Source organism: Photobacterium proteolyticum (assembly GCF_001939735.1).
In the GTDB taxonomy this organism is placed as follows: domain Bacteria; phylum Pseudomonadota; class Gammaproteobacteria; order Enterobacterales; family Vibrionaceae; genus Photobacterium; species Photobacterium proteolyticum.
The window spans coordinates 169,656-185,629 of sequence record NZ_MJIL01000092.1; the positions used below are offsets into that span (position 1 = coordinate 169,656).

General features: G+C 50.1%; 16 protein-coding genes. 4 read left to right on the forward strand and 12 right to left on the reverse strand.

Annotated features, from left to right (window positions below; translation table 11 throughout):
- Positions 1–52: 52 nt before the first annotated feature.
- The 4 genes from BIT28_RS22690 to msrP form a co-directional block, all read right to left on the reverse strand.
- Positions 53–1,384: an MATE family efflux transporter gene (locus BIT28_RS22690; protein ID WP_075767219.1), complete on the reverse strand. Its 1,332-nt coding sequence runs from the start codon at positions 1,382–1,384 to the stop codon at positions 53–55.
- 104 nt (positions 1,385–1,488) lie between these two features.
- Positions 1,489–2,136, reverse strand: a complete 648-nt coding sequence (locus BIT28_RS22695) for a hypothetical protein (RefSeq protein ID WP_245823837.1) — start codon at positions 2,134–2,136, stop codon at positions 1,489–1,491.
- A gap of 175 nt (positions 2,137–2,311) precedes the next feature.
- Positions 2,312–2,947 carry a protein-methionine-sulfoxide reductase heme-binding subunit MsrQ gene (gene msrQ, locus BIT28_RS22700; protein WP_075767220.1) on the reverse strand — a complete coding sequence of 212 codons (636 nt, stop codon included), beginning with the start codon at positions 2,945–2,947 and terminating at the stop codon, positions 2,312–2,314.
- A gap of 32 nt (positions 2,948–2,979) precedes the next feature.
- Positions 2,980–3,996, reverse strand: a complete 1,017-nt coding sequence (gene msrP / locus BIT28_RS22705) for a protein-methionine-sulfoxide reductase catalytic subunit MsrP (RefSeq protein WP_075767221.1) — start codon at positions 3,994–3,996, stop codon at positions 2,980–2,982.
- A gap of 174 nt (positions 3,997–4,170) precedes the next feature.
- Between msrP and BIT28_RS22710 the strand changes: the two genes are divergently transcribed.
- Both BIT28_RS22710 and BIT28_RS22715 read left to right on the forward strand, forming a co-directional pair.
- Entirely contained in the window at positions 4,171–4,587 is a 417-nt protein-coding gene (locus BIT28_RS22710; protein ID WP_075767222.1) for a hypothetical protein, read from the forward strand.
- Between the two features lie 68 nt (positions 4,588–4,655).
- Positions 4,656–5,132, forward strand: a complete 477-nt coding sequence (locus BIT28_RS22715) for a hypothetical protein (protein ID WP_075767223.1) — start codon at positions 4,656–4,658, stop codon at positions 5,130–5,132.
- 1 nt (position 5,133) lies between these two features.
- On the opposite strand, the gene BIT28_RS22720 is transcribed toward BIT28_RS22715, so the two are convergent.
- Positions 5,134–5,802 (reverse strand): cupin domain-containing protein, encoded by a 669-nt coding sequence (locus BIT28_RS22720; protein WP_075767224.1) that lies wholly within the window; start codon positions 5,800–5,802, stop codon positions 5,134–5,136.
- Between the two features lie 228 nt (positions 5,803–6,030).
- Here BIT28_RS22720 and BIT28_RS22725 point away from each other — a divergent pair, with 228 nt between their 5' ends.
- Together BIT28_RS22725 and BIT28_RS22730 are read left to right on the forward strand one after the other, a co-directional pair.
- Positions 6,031–7,155: an acyl-CoA desaturase gene (locus tag BIT28_RS22725; protein ID WP_075767225.1), complete on the forward strand. Its 1,125-nt coding sequence runs from the start codon at positions 6,031–6,033 to the stop codon at positions 7,153–7,155.
- 238 nt (positions 7,156–7,393) lie between these two features.
- Positions 7,394–8,308 (forward strand): L,D-transpeptidase family protein, encoded by a 915-nt coding sequence (locus BIT28_RS22730; protein WP_075767226.1) that lies wholly within the window; start codon positions 7,394–7,396, stop codon positions 8,306–8,308.
- Positions 8,309–8,427: 119 nt separating this feature from the next.
- Here the strand turns inward: BIT28_RS22730 and BIT28_RS22735 are convergent, their stop codons facing one another.
- Genes BIT28_RS22735 through BIT28_RS22765 form a run of 7 tightly spaced genes read right to left on the reverse strand, consistent with a single transcriptional unit; the run spans position 8,428 to position 15,965 of the window.
- Positions 8,428–9,882, reverse strand: coding sequence for an NADH-quinone oxidoreductase subunit N (locus tag BIT28_RS22735; protein WP_075767227.1), 1,455 nt, complete (start codon positions 9,880–9,882; stop codon positions 8,428–8,430).
- A 2-nt stretch (positions 9,883–9,884) separates the two neighbouring features.
- Positions 9,885–11,411: a complex I subunit 4 family protein gene (locus BIT28_RS22740; RefSeq protein ID WP_075767228.1), complete on the reverse strand. Its 1,527-nt coding sequence runs from the start codon at positions 11,409–11,411 to the stop codon at positions 9,885–9,887.
- 12 nt (positions 11,412–11,423) lie between these two features.
- A complete protein-coding gene (locus BIT28_RS22745; protein WP_075767229.1) occupies positions 11,424–13,292 on the reverse strand; it encodes a Na(+)/H(+) antiporter subunit D in 1,869 nt (622 codons plus the stop codon).
- Positions 13,289–13,621, reverse strand: a complete 333-nt coding sequence (locus BIT28_RS22750) for a hypothetical protein (protein ID WP_075767230.1) — start codon at positions 13,619–13,621, stop codon at positions 13,289–13,291. Before BIT28_RS22750 ends, BIT28_RS22745 begins: the two co-directional genes overlap by 4 nt.
- Positions 13,618–15,138, reverse strand: coding sequence for a monovalent cation/H+ antiporter subunit D family protein (locus BIT28_RS22755; protein ID WP_075767231.1), 1,521 nt, complete (start codon positions 15,136–15,138; stop codon positions 13,618–13,620). Before BIT28_RS22755 ends, BIT28_RS22750 begins: the two co-directional genes overlap by 4 nt.
- Before the next feature lie 12 nt (positions 15,139–15,150).
- The gene (gene nuoK / locus BIT28_RS22760) at positions 15,151–15,456 is read right to left on the reverse strand and encodes an NADH-quinone oxidoreductase subunit NuoK (RefSeq protein ID WP_281251585.1); all 306 of its coding nucleotides are present in this window, start codon (positions 15,454–15,456) and stop codon (positions 15,151–15,153) included.
- The gene (locus BIT28_RS22765; protein ID WP_217696658.1) at positions 15,453–15,965 is read right to left on the reverse strand and encodes an NADH-quinone oxidoreductase subunit J; all 513 of its coding nucleotides are present in this window, start codon (positions 15,963–15,965) and stop codon (positions 15,453–15,455) included. Before BIT28_RS22765 ends, nuoK begins: the two co-directional genes overlap by 4 nt.
- Between the last annotated feature and the right edge of the window lie 9 nt (positions 15,966–15,974).

Sequence of the window (15,974 nt, forward strand, 5' to 3'; positions counted from 1 at the left end):
AGCGCTGCTAAACGTTTGCACTGTGGTATTTCTGCCCATTTTGCTAAATGGTTTAAGTCCGGCGCAAGGCAAAAAGCATCCAGGCCGTGAGGAGCGAACTGCACAGAGGTAAAGCTATCCAGACACCATTGACACCGGCAACGTTGGCTAGGGTGAAGATAAACATGGTTATCAGGATCAGCTTTCCGCCAGTTAATAGCGAGGCTTCTTTGGCACGGTTGATTGACTGGAAATACGTTGCGCCGACAAGCAGCAAGCCTTCCATTGGTAGCCCCCAGAAATAGAGTTGCATGCCGTTTACCGCTTCCGGCTGGAGGGTCGGGTTATCACCGGCAAATAGGTACACCACATATTCAGGGAAGCTGTACAGCATGACGACCCCAAATAAAGCAAACAACAAAGTGACGGTAAAGGCCAGGTTCCGCACCTTGATAACGCGTTCAGTCTGTCCGGCTCCGGTGTTGTAGCTGGTAATTGGCTGGATCCCAAGTGCAATTCCCTCGAAGATCAGGTAGAAGAATGCTTCTGTATAACTGACGATGCCGTAAGCCGCCACGTGAAGTGCATCGCCGACCAAAAGGAAGGCTTTGTTGTGCAAGGTGAGTACGACGGACAAATAGAGATACATCAATAGGCTGGAAAATCCCAGACGAATGATTTGGATTGCGGTATCCCACTTTAGCTTCAGTGTTTCCCACTGGATGCGAAGCGTGGTTTTGGGGCTGAAAAAGTGCTGCAGGCACAACAGGCTTGTTGCAGCCTGGGACAGCATGGTCGCGATAGCCGCGCCCGTCAGCTCAAACGGGAAGACAACGATGAAGAGCCAGTCGAGCACAACATTGAGTACACCACCAAAAATCATGATCAGCGTGACACGGTTGGGCTGGCCGTCATTACGTAGCAAGGATGAAAATGCCATAGAGATGACAGGGAAGGCACCCAGCGCAAAATACCAGAACAGGTAGTCGGAAGCCATTTGAAGGATTTCGCCTTCGGCTCCCAGCCAGAGCAGAAGGGGCTCGCCGTAAATAATGCCCAGGGTACAGATCACCACCGCGGCGAGAAGACTGAGAAACAGGGCATTGCCGACGATCATTCTCGCCTTGTCGGTGTGGCCTTCGCCAAGCCGGATGGAAACCAAGGCTGATGCGCCCATGCCTATCAATGCGCCTACCGCGTAGAGTGTCGAGCCGATAGGGTAGCCGAGCATGATCCCGGCGAGTCCTTTCTCGCCAATGAAATGGCCGACAAACATGCCGTCGATGGCGACATAAATACCGGTTACCAACATGGCTGCGATGGTGGGCATGGTGTAACGAATAAAGAGCCGGAAGATAGAGTCATTCCGCAGCGATAAGTGGGAAGCCGTGCTGGATGCTGTCATGTAACGTCTTATTCAACAAAAATATAACACTGAAGGTGCCGCTATAGTAAAGGATGAAGAGCGATATGAGTTATCGCAGCGATCACTTTATTGGCTATCGTTTGTTATTGAAGTTGGTAATAAGCCGTGAGGAGAAGGTAGCGGTGTACAGTTTTATCACTACCGTTGCGCTTGAGCGGGTGATGGATCTGATGTCGCCCACCAGATAATAGATACTGATGCTGCAGACAATGGGGCAGGGTGTTGGCACATTCTTGCAGGCGGATCCCGTCGGCCAGATAATCATTAACGTTGACGGGTAACTGGCCCAGCCACCAGGCAGGAATTTCTTTGCTGGCCTTGCTGCGGTCAAACCAATGGTCGGATACGATCAGCAGGTGATGTTGCTTGTTCTCATCGATTTGCTGGCAGGCTGTATTGACAGACTGAACCAGTGCTTCACGGCGAGCCAAGTTGGCACTGACAAGGCGGTGGGCAATAATCCATAGGTTAAAATCGGCGGTCTCAATACGGAAGATTGGCTGTTCAAGTGCATCATCCTGATGACACTGGTGAAGCTCGGCGGGAATATCGGCTTTGCTTAGCGTTGACATAATTCGACGGCATAAAGTTTTGCCCAAGTGGTTGCCACGCATTCCCCGGTTATGAACGGTTGGATAATGTTGCTCGCATAACTGCAAGCAGTCAGCCTTGAACTGATGAATGCTGACTGAAAGAAGATCACTGACCAAGAACGCAACGCCCCATAACACAACACCACTTGCTCAGCCCGAAATGATGATATGGTTAATTCCAGACTGATAATACCGACTATCACAAAGCCTAATCGTACCAGAAAAAAACATTTTCCCTTACGGTTTTTCAAGCGTTTAGTGATCAAAGAAGACGCAAAATAGCGACTTCTTTGATCTAGTGATAGATATAACGTTATGATCGGCTTGATGTTGTGCGATTGATATAGGGGATGGCTGGTAGCCAGCGCCTGAATGTCTTGTGACGAAATGCCAGTAAGATCAATACTGCAGCAAGATAGATAGCCGGTTCAGTTAGGCCGGATTTTACCGACCAGTAATAGTGGATAGGGGCCAGTAGCAGCGCCAGATAAACCCAGTTGTGTATTTTTTGCCACTTCGGTCCGAGCCGCCGTTGCATACCCTGTGTGGAGGTAACTGCAAGGGCAAACAGGATGAGCCAGCTGATTGCGCCGACAGTCAAGTATGGCCGTTCAACAATTTCACTTGCCAACAATGAAATATCGAAGCTGAGATCCAGCGCCAGATAAACCAGCAGATGCATCGCTGCCCAGAAAAAGCTGTACAGACCAACAAGACGTCGAACCTTGAGCAGTTGCCCCATTTTAAAGCGGCGGGCAATTGGTGAGATAAGCAAGGTAATTATCAGGGTATTTAAGGCCGCCTTGCCGGTAAAGTGACTCAGTCCCTCGACAGGATCGGCCCCGAGCCCGCCGGTCAGCGTCTGGGCTATCATCATAGCCAGAAAGCCCAGGCTTATCAGGTGAATAATGACTTTAAGCCCTGTGATATGTCGAGGCGTGATTTTCATTCGTATTGTTCCTTAATTATTGCGTTTGCTGACTAGTACTGTTTCCTGAGATCCATGCCTTTATATAGCCCGGCCACTTCATCGGCATAGCCATTAAACATCAGCGTTGGCTGGCGTCTGCTGCTGAACAAGCTTCCTTCGCCGATGAAGCGCTCACTGGCCTGGCTCCAGCGCGGATGATCGACTTTCGGATTGACGTTGGCGTAGAAGCCGTATTCGTGCGGGGCAAGGCGGTTCCATGTTGTCGGCGGCTCTTTGTCTGTCAGGGTAATTCGGACAACTGACTTGATGCTCTTAAAGCCGTATTTCCAAGGCACGACCAGACGGAGCGGAGCGCCATTCTGCGGTGCCAGCGTCTTGCCGTATAGGCCAACTGAAATCAGGGCCAGCGGGTTCATGGCCTCATCGATTCTGAGCCCTTCGACATAAGGGTAGTCAATCCCGCCACCAAGCCTACGGGAGGCTTGCCCCGGCATACGTTTGGGATCGTACAGGGTTTCGAATGCGACATACTTTGCCTGGCTTGTCGGATTGGCTTTTTTCAGGAGCTCTGCCAACGGGAAGCCAATCCAGGGAACGTTCATCGACCAGGCCTCAACGCAGCGAAGCCGGTAAATACGTTCCTCAAGTGTGAATTTGCTGAATATATCTTCGTAGCCCAGAGTGAGCGGGCGATGGACCATGCCTCCAACCTCTATCGTCCATGGGTTGGTCTGAAAATTGGCTGCATGAACAGCGGGATCCGACTTGTCTGTACCGAATTCGTAAAAATTATTGTACTGGAGGATTTTGCTTTCAGGCGTTAGTGAAAGTTTGTTGTCTGAGTACTGCGATGGCTTGGTTACCAGCTGGCGGCGATTGTCTTTCGCTGTGGGTTTGTCTTTGCCGGTAAAGGCGTCAAACAGTCCGGCATTGGCCTGTGTAGCGATAGGCATACCGACAAGGGTGATACCCAGCTTTTTTAAGATGTCGCGGCGTTGGTGATAGACCGACTCTGGTGTGGCATCGCTTTCCTTGAGTGCCCACCGTGGTGATTTTTTGATTAGCATAGTCTTCCTTTGGCGTAAAAAATATTATTGTAAGTGGCTGATGGGAAAGTAGACCTGACAAACTGAGAATAAATTTCACAATATTATTCTTTGATTTTATGAAAGAAGAGGTTATGTTGCGCATGGCAAATGAAACCAAATGAAACACTTTCGTTTAGGGTTTAGGGATTAGGGATGTACAAACGAGCGATATTACTTTCTTCACTATTAGCGTTACCCGTCACAGCAACGGCAGCGGGTTCACCATTGGCTGCAGGCGTTTATGTTGGTAGCCCAACTTCAGGGGTTACGGTTAAGTACCGAGAGGAACTTCAATTTTCAGTGGGGCTTGATACATTGAGCCTGACAGCGGATGCATTATGGAATGTCAGCGACCTGAGTCGCGGTACACTGTATTCGCCGTTTTACATCTTTACCGGATTGCAGTGGGTTGATGATGATAAGCATGAGTGGGGGCCTAGAGCCGGCGCTGGTCTGCTCATTCCTTACGATAACTTTCACCTGTATGCCGAGGGCGGGCCGACTTGGTACGTGCAGAGCGATTCGAGTATAGAGTTCGAAGGCGCTATCGGGATCAGGGTAAATCTATAATGTCTTGGTGAACGTAGTGTTTTTTTTGTGTTATAAACTGCTGCGTTTCTCCCAATACCGTATTAACCATGAGTGACCTATACCAATTTCACGCCCATCTTGAGCTTCAGCATATCTTCCTCGAGGCAAACGCTGAACGCTTTCACCATCTCAGCACTTTTATTGATGGCTATTATTGCTATCGTCATCAACTGGTTACCCGGCAGGGAAAAGCCGATTGGACGCAAATCTTTGAGCATGGCATTCGCTCTAAAGCTGCCAGCCAGATAGCGGACAGGAAAAAGCTAGTACGGGAACCACGCCTGCCGTTTGCAGTGTTAACCGGTAAGCTTAAAGTGCTGGTGAGAGATGACGAGCTGAACCTTGAGTCCCTCCAGTCTTTGCTCGATGACCATCTTGAATACACTGTTTTGACCCGGGAAGAATTCCAGAGGCTAAAAGCGGCGGGCCTGACCGAGCGGATGCCTGCAGGCTATTACTGCCCGGCTAGTTCCGACTATCAGAACACTGACGCCAGATTCGAAGCCGTCGGGATTGAGTTTTGACTTATACGGGCAAGTGTCCGGTTTTCACTAGCATCAGGCAGCCGTTTTTTGTCGATGGCTGATGTGAGCTACCTGCAGGGTAGCGGATCCAGGTGCCCCTCTCATAGTGCCCCTGTTCATCATAAAAGTCGCCCGACAGAATAAAGACCTCTTCACCGCCGTCATGCTGGTGGAGAGAAAAAGCAGAATCGGGCTGCCAGTTCAGCAAAACCGTTCTTTCCTGACCATACCCGTGCAGAGGCAAGGTCGATAATTTGTTATTGAGTCCGGGCTGCCACGTAGCGTTGTGCGTGTCGAGGCGGAATACTTCAGCGTCATGTTCCGGAAACATATTCAGTTTGACATACAGCAGGCAACCGCTGTCACTGCCGGGTGCATGGCAGGACCCCGGCGGGTTGCGGATATAGGTTCCGGCTGGGTAGCTGCCGTACTCATCCTGGAAAATACCGTCGATGACGAAAATTTCTTCGCCGTTGGGGTGAAAGTGTGCCGGAAAATGCGTGTTGGGGTCGTAGCGTACAAGGCTGGTTACCTGACCGCTTTCCGCTGCTTCTCGCTCTAGCGGAATACGCCAGACGCCGGCTGACGGAGAGGCAAGCCAAGGCTGTTTCGCAGTATCAACCACGACGCGTTGATGTCGATCCATATTGAATGAAGATAGGGGGTTCATAGTCGTTATCTCCATGGCCGCTCATTGTTAGTGTATACCCAAACGTATATCTAAACCCTAGCAAGATGCAGAATCTTGCTGGCAAAGTAACGATGAAGCGGTTTTGTAACAAGTGTGATGCCATTGTGATATTTGTTTACAAAATGCGTAATTTATCGTTGACCTCGAAAGAATGGCTGATTATTCTGGCTTACACTTGTAAGCTGAATAGTTATCTAAGGTTATAGGATGTCGACCAACAGACCACCAATCATTTGGCTAAATGTGGTTATTTTTTCAATAACATTTGCAATTGCCGCATTAGGAGCCCCTCTTTATGCCTTCTACGTAGGCTTCGACTGGACGCAGATAGTGATGCTGCTGGTGGCGTTTAGCTACTGCGGTTTGTCTATCACAGCCGGCTACCATCGCTTGTGGTCACATAAGGCCTATGAAGCCAATGCGGTGATGCGCTTTATTTTCGCTATCGGCGGAGCGTTTGCCCTGCAAAACAGTATCTTGCACTGGTCGTCAGATCACCGTGTTCATCACCGCCATGTCGATAACAACGATAAAGACCCTTACTCTGCAAAAATGGGTTTTTTCTATAGCCATATCGGTTGGATGCTAAGGGAGTATCAGGCCTCTCGTTATAGTGATTACTCGAACTGCCGCGATTTGCAGAAAGACAAGATTGTGATGTGGCAGCACAAGTATTATGTGCCATTGGCTGTAGCCACCAACTTTGGTATTCCTTTGTTGTTCGGGCTTATCCATGGTGATGTCTGGGGCGCCTTGTTATTGGTGGGAGTTGTGCGTTTGGTGCTGAGCCACCACACGACCTTTTTTATCAACTCGCTGGCCCATATCTGGGGGAGCCAGCCGTATACCGACAAGAACACAGCGCGTGATAATGGTTTCCTTGCCTTTCTGACCTTTGGCGAGGGCTATCACAACTATCACCATATCTTCGAAAACGATTACCGGAACGGGATTCGCTGGTGGCAGTTTGATCCGACCAAGTGGCTGATTAAATCTTGCTCCTGGCTGGGTTTTGCCAAGAACCTGCGTACTTGCCCGGAGGATAAGATTGAAAAGGCCAGAGCAACAATGCTACTCAAGCGGTTGCAGGCCAAGTTGGCGACGGCACCCAATAGCTCGGTGTGCCTGGAGCGACTGGAGGAAGAATACGAGGCTCTGATGCTGAAAATATCGGATTATTATGCAGCGCAGAAACGAATGATTGAGCTTAAAAAGAGGCGACTGGTCAAGCACTATGAAAGCTTTGAGTTTGTTCAGCAGTATGCCGAAATGAAGCGCTTGCTGGATGAGCAGCGTAAGTCATGGAAGATGCTGACTGCGCAATATGCTTAACGCATAAATGACTAGTGGTGAAAAAAGCAACAAAAGGGCGGAGTCATAACGACTTCGCCCTTTTTTTACGTAATGATGACGAAGCATTCAGGTAAGGTATGTAGAATCCGGGGTAATGAATTGGGAGCTTCTGTTACAGAAAAAGTTGTATTGTCTTATTCGTGAGAATACGGCGGTAGAAATACGATGACATTCCCATGTTTGCCATACTAAATAGTACTTCGGATGGAGGTGTTTTGTGTTTCGCTCATTTCTCTTATCGCTAGCCTGCCTGACATCATTGTCGGCCAATGCCATTGAATATCAGCGCCCGGATGGTGATAGCAAGTTGGTAGGCACCATGGAGTACTACCAGGTTAATGAAGGCGACAGTCTGGCGGATATCGCCAATCGATATGATGTCGGCTTCCTGGCCATGATGGAGGCAAATAAAGGGGTCGATCCCTTCCTGCCTGATCCCGGTACACTACTGACAATCCCGACTCAGCTGATACTGCCTGATGTTAAGCGCGATGGGATTGTGATCAACCTGGCCGAATTGCGTCTGTACTATTTCCCGGCGGATGACAAAGATCGAATGTATGTGTTCCCGATCGGTATTGGCCGGGTAGGACGAGAAACGCCTAAGATGTCGACCACGGTTAGCCAGAAGATAGAAAACCCGACCTGGACGCCTACGGCCAATATTCGCAAAGAATACCGTGAGAAGCATGATATCGAGTTACCGGCTGTCGTGCCTGCCGGCCCGGAAAACCCGTTGGGTGAATATGCAATGCGTCTTTCCTATGGCAAGGGGCAGTATCTGATTCATGGCACCAATAAAGATTTCGGCATCGGGATGCGGGTGAGCTCTGGTTGCATTCGAATGAACCCGTGGGATATTGAATGGCTGTTCAACCAAGTGCCAAAGGGAACTGCCGTTCAGGTTATTAACCAACCCTTGAAGAAAACCGTTGAGCCGGATGGTTCCTTATATGTTGAAGTTCACCAGCCGCTGTCACGCTCCGAGGAGCAGGTAGGTACCCATAAGCCGGTGAAAGCCACAAAATCTCTGCTCAACAAGATTGAAGGGGATCAAGATGCCGAGAAACGCTTGAGTTCGGCACTGGTTCTGCAAACGGGTATCCCTAAAGAGCTCAAGCGAGATATCTAACCTCATTTTACATTCACTGTTTTTTTAAACGGGAGCCTATTGGCTCCCGCTTTGTTTTATGCCCGATATCTCAAGTCAAGGTGATATTCAAGCCAAGATGATACTAAGCGATGGAGATACTAGGGTGAAAGCTGGCGGATGATATCGATAAGAGGGGCGGGATACAGACCAAGCCCAAGCGTGATGGTGGCAGTTGTTGCCAAGACTATGATCAGATGAGCGGATAGAACAGGGGCGAAGTTCTGCTGAGCCGGTTTCATGAACATCATCAGGACGATGCGAATGTAATAGTAGGCAGAGACCACACTGAATATAACAGCCAGTATGGCCAGTGCTGTGTGTTGATGGCTGAGCAGCGCCATGATGATGTTGAACTTGGCAACAAATCCGCCTGTTGGCGGGATCCCTGCCAGCGAAAATAAGAACAACGCCATTATTGTTGCCAGCCAGGGATGACGATGGACAAGTCCGCTGTAGTCATCAATGTCCTCATTTTTTTGGTTACGGGAATATAACGCAATGATGACGGCAAACGCGCCAAGATTCATAAAGGCGTAAGCAGACAAATAAAACACGATGGCATAGAAACCGTCGGTTGTAGACGTGAGAAAACCAAGCAGGATAAAACCGACATGGCTGATGCTGGAATAGGCCAACAGTCTCTTGATGTTGCTTTGCACCAAGGCCACGAGGCTGCCTGTTATCATCGTGGCAATAGCGATAGCAGTCAGCAGTTGTCCCCAGATAATCTGCTGTTCGGTAAAGCTCACCATACACACCCGCATCAGTAACGCGATACCGGCAATTTTGGGGCCGACCGATAAAAATGCCGTGATGGGAGTTGGCGCTCCCTGATAGACATCCGGCTGCCACATATGGAAGGGGACGGCAGCAACTTTGAAGCCAAACCCTGCAATCAGGAAGGCGGTCGCCAGGAGCAGCCCCGTGTTATCGAGCGTGGCTTCCTCCGTTATTCCGGTGCGGGACAATGTTGTGGCGATATGCTGTAACTGGGTAGTGCCTGTCAGGCCATAAAACAGGGAAATGCCATAGAGCAGAATAGCTGAGGAGAGCGCGCCGAGAATAACATACTTGAGTGCCGCCTCGGTGGAGTCTGTCTGGTGGCGAAGAAAGCCGCTCAGAATGTAGGTGGCTAGGGCGACCAGTTCGATACCGACATATATTGAAAGCAAATCCGTGCCTGATACCATCAGCATCATACCGCAAAGGGCAAACAGCAAAAATACATAGTATTCACTGTGATGGATCTGCTTGAGCTTCAGGTAGCCGATAGAAAGCAGAATGACCAAAATCGTTGTGAGATAGAACAGGTATTTGAAGAAAAGTGCGCTTGAGTCCAGGATGAACATTTCATTGAAACTGGATATCCCCTGCGGTGTATAGGCATTGGCAACAGCCGCGAAAACAATGGCCAGGATTGACAGATAGGCAATAACCTCCGTGTTTATTTTGGGGCTGACAAGTGGCGCTAGCAAAAGCCCACAGGCAAATACCAGTAGAATGAGTTCGGCACTGCTGGCATAGATCGACTGGAGGATTGCATTGATGTCCATGCCTAGCCTCCTCTAAGGTCATTGAGATAAGGTGTAGCAAGAACTGATGATGACAAGTCGGTATGTGTTTGCGGTGCTATCTGTCTGAGCAGGTCATCGACGCTGGCATCCATCAGGGCAAGGAAAGGCAAGGGGTGTAATCCTATCCAGAAGACAAAAAACAGTAGCGCGGCAATGGCGGTGAACTCTCTGAGGTTAATGTCATTGAGGGTTTCAAGTTTCGGGTTTTTGAGCGGCCCCAGTGCTACCCGTTTGTACATACTCAGCAGGTAAACGGCGCTAAGGGCAGCACCGATTATCGCCAGTCCACCATATACCGGCATCGAGCCGAATGCCCCGGCAAGGACAAACAGTTCACCAATGAAAGAGTTAGTGCCAGGCAACGCCATGGATGCCAAGACAAAGATGGCAAAAAAGACGGTATAGACGGGTAGTGCTTTCATCAGGCCACCGTAATCACCGATTGAGCGCGAATGGGTTCGTTCGTAAATCAGGCCGACCATTAAGAAAAGAGCGCTGGTGACTATGCCGTGGTTGAACATTTGTAAGATGGCCCCTTTGATCCCTTGGCTGTTGAACGTAAAGAGGCCCAGGGTGACAAACCCCATGTGGCTGATACTGGAGTAGGCCACCAGCTTTTTTAGATCATCTTGCGCCAGTGCCAGAAAGCCGCCGTAGATGATGGCAATGACCGACAGAGTGGCCATTACGGGCGCAAAGAACAGGCTGGCGTCGGGCAGTATTGGCAAAGAGAAGCGAATAAAGCCATAAGCGCCCATTTTAAGCAGTACCCCGGCAAGAATAATACTGCCGGCTGTCGGGGCCTCGACGTGGGCATCGGGTAGCCAGGTATGAAACGGGAACATAGGGACTTTGACGGCAAAGCCGATGAAAAAGGCGATGAATATCCAGCGCTGGAGTTCAAGACTGAAGCTTTGCTGGGCGAGATATTGAATATCGAAGCTGTTACCGCCAGCCAGGTAGAGCACAATAATCCCAACCAGAAAGAAGACGCTGCCCGCCAGGGTGTAGAGAAAGAACTTCAAGGTAGCATAAAAGCGATTATCACCTCCCCAAACCCCAATGATCAGATACATAGGGATCAGCATCGCCTCCCAAAATATATAGAACAGAAAAAGATCCAGCGCGCAGAATACTCCCAGCATGAGCGCCTGCATCACCAGAAGGCTGGCCATAAACTGTCTGACGCGGTGTTGTATTGCCCGCCAGGAAGCGACCACGCAGACCCAGCCAACCAAGGCTGTCAGAAAGATAAACAGGATGCTGAAACCGTCGATACCGAGTTTGTAACGGATATTGAGTGCTGGGATCCAGGCATGGGTTTCAAGAAATTGTATTTGGTGACTGCTGCTGTCAAACGCCCAGAGCAGCCAGGCCGCTAAAAGCAGTTCACAAGTAGCAATACCTAAGGCCAGCCAGCGGGTGAGAACGGGACCGGGTAGGGTTACCAGCAGCAGGGAGCCAACGAGTGGCAGAGCAATTAACAGAGATAATAGTGGCAGGTTCATTAACTCCATTGATTACCTCACCCATTCGAAGAATTGCAGGTAAATATCGAAAACAAACGTACCAAGGGTGATGACCGCAACTACACCAACGACCATGGCAAGGGCGTAGTGGTTGATGATGCCAGACTGTAACTGCCGAAGTCGTTGACCACTGCGACGGGTGAGATTGGCGATACCATTAACGGTGGCATCAATCAGCCCTTTATCGAACCGCAATCCTTGTTTGGCAAAATATTGGGCAGCTGACAGTAGCCCGAGACTCGCCTTGCTCATCCATTGTTCATAGCGACTAATCGGATGATGCGCTATCCACATGAAGACAGCCGATCCTTTTCGGTAATACCAGTCGGTATCGAGGCTGATGGTATCTTCCGGGTCCAGATGCCTGAGAAAAACCGCGAAACCCAGCGCGGTGAAAATCAATATGCTAAGCGTGGTGGTGATATGAACGGGTGTGTACGGATCGAAGTCGACCGGGTAGGGGAGCAACTGATATAGCAACTGGGGAAATACGCCGATGGCGATACAGGCGACTGCCGCGAGGCTCATGGCTATCAGCATATTGAGCGGTGGCTCCTGGTGCTTTATCGACGAGTCAGTAAGCGAACGGTTGTTGCCATAAAACATATAGTAGGGCAGCTTCAGACCGGTATGCAGGAAAGTACCGGATGAGGCGAGTAAAAGCAGCAAGGTAACGATGGCCATGTGGTCCTGCTCGGCAGCGGCGATCACCAGTGATTTGCTGACAAAGCCACTAAAGAAAGGGAAGGCAGAAATCGACAGCGCGCCAATCATATACAGGCTAAGTGTTATTGGCATGGCTTTGTAAAGCCCGCCTAGCTCAGTGAGTTTACGTTTTCCTGTCATATAGATGACAGCACCGGCCCCCATGAACAGCAGGCCTTTGTAGAGGATATGTGCAAAGGCGTGGGCCGCCGCACCGTTAAATGCCAGCTCGCTGCCGATGCCAACAGCGGCAACCATGTAGCCCACCTGACTGACGATATGGTAGGCGAGCAGGCGTCGACAGTCATTTTCCAGTACGGCATAAATCACGCCGTAGACTGCCATGATAGTGCCCAGCCAGATAAGGAACTCTGTGCCGGGAAATCCTCTAAGCAGTACGTAGATTGCTGTCTTGGTGGTGAAGGCACACATGAAAACGGCGCCAGTAATCGTTGCCTCGGGGTAAGCGTCGGTTAGCCAGGCATTGAGCGGCGGTACCGCGGCATTCAGGATGAAGCCTGTCATGATGAGGTAAAAACCGACACTGTGGTCGGGGTCCATAATGGTAAAGACGATAGAGCCGCTTTCGTGATAATGAAGCAATATGCCAGCCAACAGGCTTAGTCCGCCTGCAATGTGGACCAGCAGGTAGCGATGACCTGCTGCTGTTGATTGCGCTGTGCCTGAGGCAAAGATCAGATAGGAAGAGGAAAACGCCATCAGCTCCCAAAACAGGAATAAAGACAGGTAATCACCAGCAAAGACCACGCCAAGGGCACTGCCGACATAAATAAAAGCCGCGCTGTGTTCGGCGGTATGGCGGACATGGAGCGCGTAGACTGCACCTATGAGTGCCATTAGAGTGAAGACACAGCTAAACATCAGGCTGAGCTTATCGACAACACCGAGTGTGATAGGGATGCCGATGAAATCAAATCGCCAATAGTCACCGGTAGGGATGCCAGTGCCGAAGATAGCGTTCAGAGTTACAGTAATGGCAATAAGCGGTGTGGCGATAAGAACGACTTGCCGGATTGTTTGAACCAACTGGTGACTTTTATTGCCATCCGGTTTTCCGGTAGGAAGCAGACCGATTAGCGGCAAAAGGGCCGCGGCAAAAAAGAAAACTGCTCCGGGGTGAAACCAGCTCGTCATTCATCCCCTCCTTTTGCATCCTTGGCTGCAGGAGGTTGTTGGTTTGTCTTCGCCGTTTCGCCGTGACTGTTTTTCTCCTTCTTATTGTCTGTCTTGAGTGAGTCATTGTTTTCGTAGTAGTCGGTTTTATGCATCAAACCAAACTGATGACCGAGGAACTTGGAGATAAAGATAATGGCGATACAGGAGATGAAACCATACAGCGCCGACCAGCCCGGAAAATTGTCCCAGAAAAAGTGAATGTCGTGGCGAGGGGCAAGAAAGTCCGCGACAACCACTGCAATGGCTGCCAGCAAAAGTAGCGTGATGCAAAGCGAGCGCTTGATCATCCCTGTACCCCCCGCGCCAGTGCAAGGAAGTAGTCCGGATAAACGCCAAGTGCCAGTGACAGTAGAGCGGTAATAACCAGCGGAATGGTAACCAGCGGGATTTCTCTAATGTCGGGTGAAATAGCAGTGGATGAAATAGTAGTAGATGAAGCATGCCCTATGTTATCCGCTTGGTGCGGTAGAGCAGGCTGCGATTCAAAGAATGCCTTATAGCAGACAGGTAAAAAATAGGCAGCGTTCAGTAGCGAGCTAGCCAGCAAGACCCCGAGAAAAACCAGCTGTTTGGCTTCGATGGTACCGGTGAGCAAATACCACTTACTAATAAAGCCTGACGCGGGCGGTATACCTATCATCCCCAGAGAAGCAATGAAGAAGGCAGTCATGGTCCATGGTAACTGTCTGCCAATGCCGGCCAGTTCGCTGATCTTGGTTTTTCGTGCGGCGCAGTATAAAGAGCCTGCACAGAAGAATAGGGTAATTTTAGACACGCCATGGCTGGCGATGTGAAGCAGACCGCCAAGGGTTGAGGCTGGGGTAAGTAACACAGCACCTAACATGATGTAGGAAAGCTGACTGACTGTTGAGTAAGCCAGCCGCGCTTTGAGGTCATCCAGGGTCAGAGCATAGACAGATGCCATGATGATAGTAAAGGAGACCAGGTACGCAGTGGCAATACCTAAATCCAATCGTTGCAGGGTATCTTGCCCGAAGACATCAAAAACAACCCGCAACACACAGAATACGCCCATTTTTACCACGGCGACCGCATGTAACAAGGCACTGACCGGCGTTGGTGCAACCATGGCTGATGGCAACCAGATATGGAAGGGCATGATGGCGGCCTTGGCGAATCCGGCCAGAAAGCAGAAGTAAATAACTGTTAGCAACAGCGGGCTGGCGTTGACCTCGTTAAATATCCCTTGTGAATCAAAGTTAAGACTGCCTGTGGCTGCAAAGGTGAGTGCCAGAGCGGCTAGCAAAAAGGTTTTTGATGCCCCGACCAGATACACCAGATACTTCTTGCTGCCTAGCCAGGAGTCTGTATTTTCCTTGTGATAGACCAAGGGGTAAGTGATAAGGCTTAATACCTCGTAAAAAATCACCAGGGTGAACAGGTTGGCAGAAAAAGCCCCGCCAATAGCCGCGGCCAGGCTGGTTGCGAAGCAGGCAAAGAATCGGCTCTGGGACTTTTCTTTAAGACTTCGCATATAGCCGATGGAATAGATTGCCGCAGCGACCCAGAGCAGTGAGGAAACGCTCGCGAAAATCATGCCGAGCGAGTCGACCCTAAATCCAAACTCAAGGCCGGGTAGGACGGTAAACAAAGGCAGCTGAATCGTGTACCCTTGCAAGACCAGCGGAGCCATAGAGAGCACTAGCACACAGTTGCTGCCTGCGGCTAGGATGGAAATTACGTGTTTCATGTTGGGACGAGAACGGCTGGCAATAATAGCCAGTGTCGCCGCAAGGGGCACCAGGATTGTGATCAGGGGGATGACTGATATTTCTGGATCCATATTGAACCTTGGTCAGCCTTTCATCGAGTTAATATCATCAACCCGCAAGGTTGCCCGGTTGCGGGTCAGCGCGATCACGATTGCCAGGGCTACGGCAACTTCTGCCGCGGTGATGGCGATAATAAATATAGCCATGATTTGCCCTCTCAAATCTTGTAAATAAAATGAGAACGCTACGAAGTTAAGGATTACGGCATTTAGCATCAGCTCCAGGCTCATCAGAATAATGAGTATGTTACGTCGTAACAGAACCCCACAGAGTCCGATCACAAAGAGCAGCGCACTGAGGCTAAGATACCAAGAGAGCGGTACCATCATCGTTTCCTTTTCTGGGCCAGTAAAATGGCGCCAACAAGCGCCACTAATAAAATTACCGATACCACCTCAAACGGCAGCAAGAAGTCATTGAACAGGGCCAGGCCGAGTTCGGCGGTAGTGTTTTCCAGCTGGATCTGCTCGGTTTGGCTGATAGGGTCAAAGTTGTCGCCAAGATTTAACCCGATGATCAGTAATGCACCGAGCAGAACAGGAAAAAGTATCAGCATCCAAAGGCTTGCTGGCAGGTAGGGTTCGCTGGTGGCCTTGCGGATATCCAGCATCATCATGACGAACACAAACAGCACCATGATGGTGCCGACATAGACAAATATCTGGATGGCAGCAATGAATGGCGCGCGCAGAAGGATGTACAGGGCGGCAATCTGAACAAAGCAGGCCATTAGCGAGAGTGCTGCATGAACAGGGTTTTTTGCGACCACGACCAGTACGGCAAAGATAACCGTCAATGATGCAAATAATAAGAAGAAAAGTGTCTCTATGCCCGGCATCTGTACCCT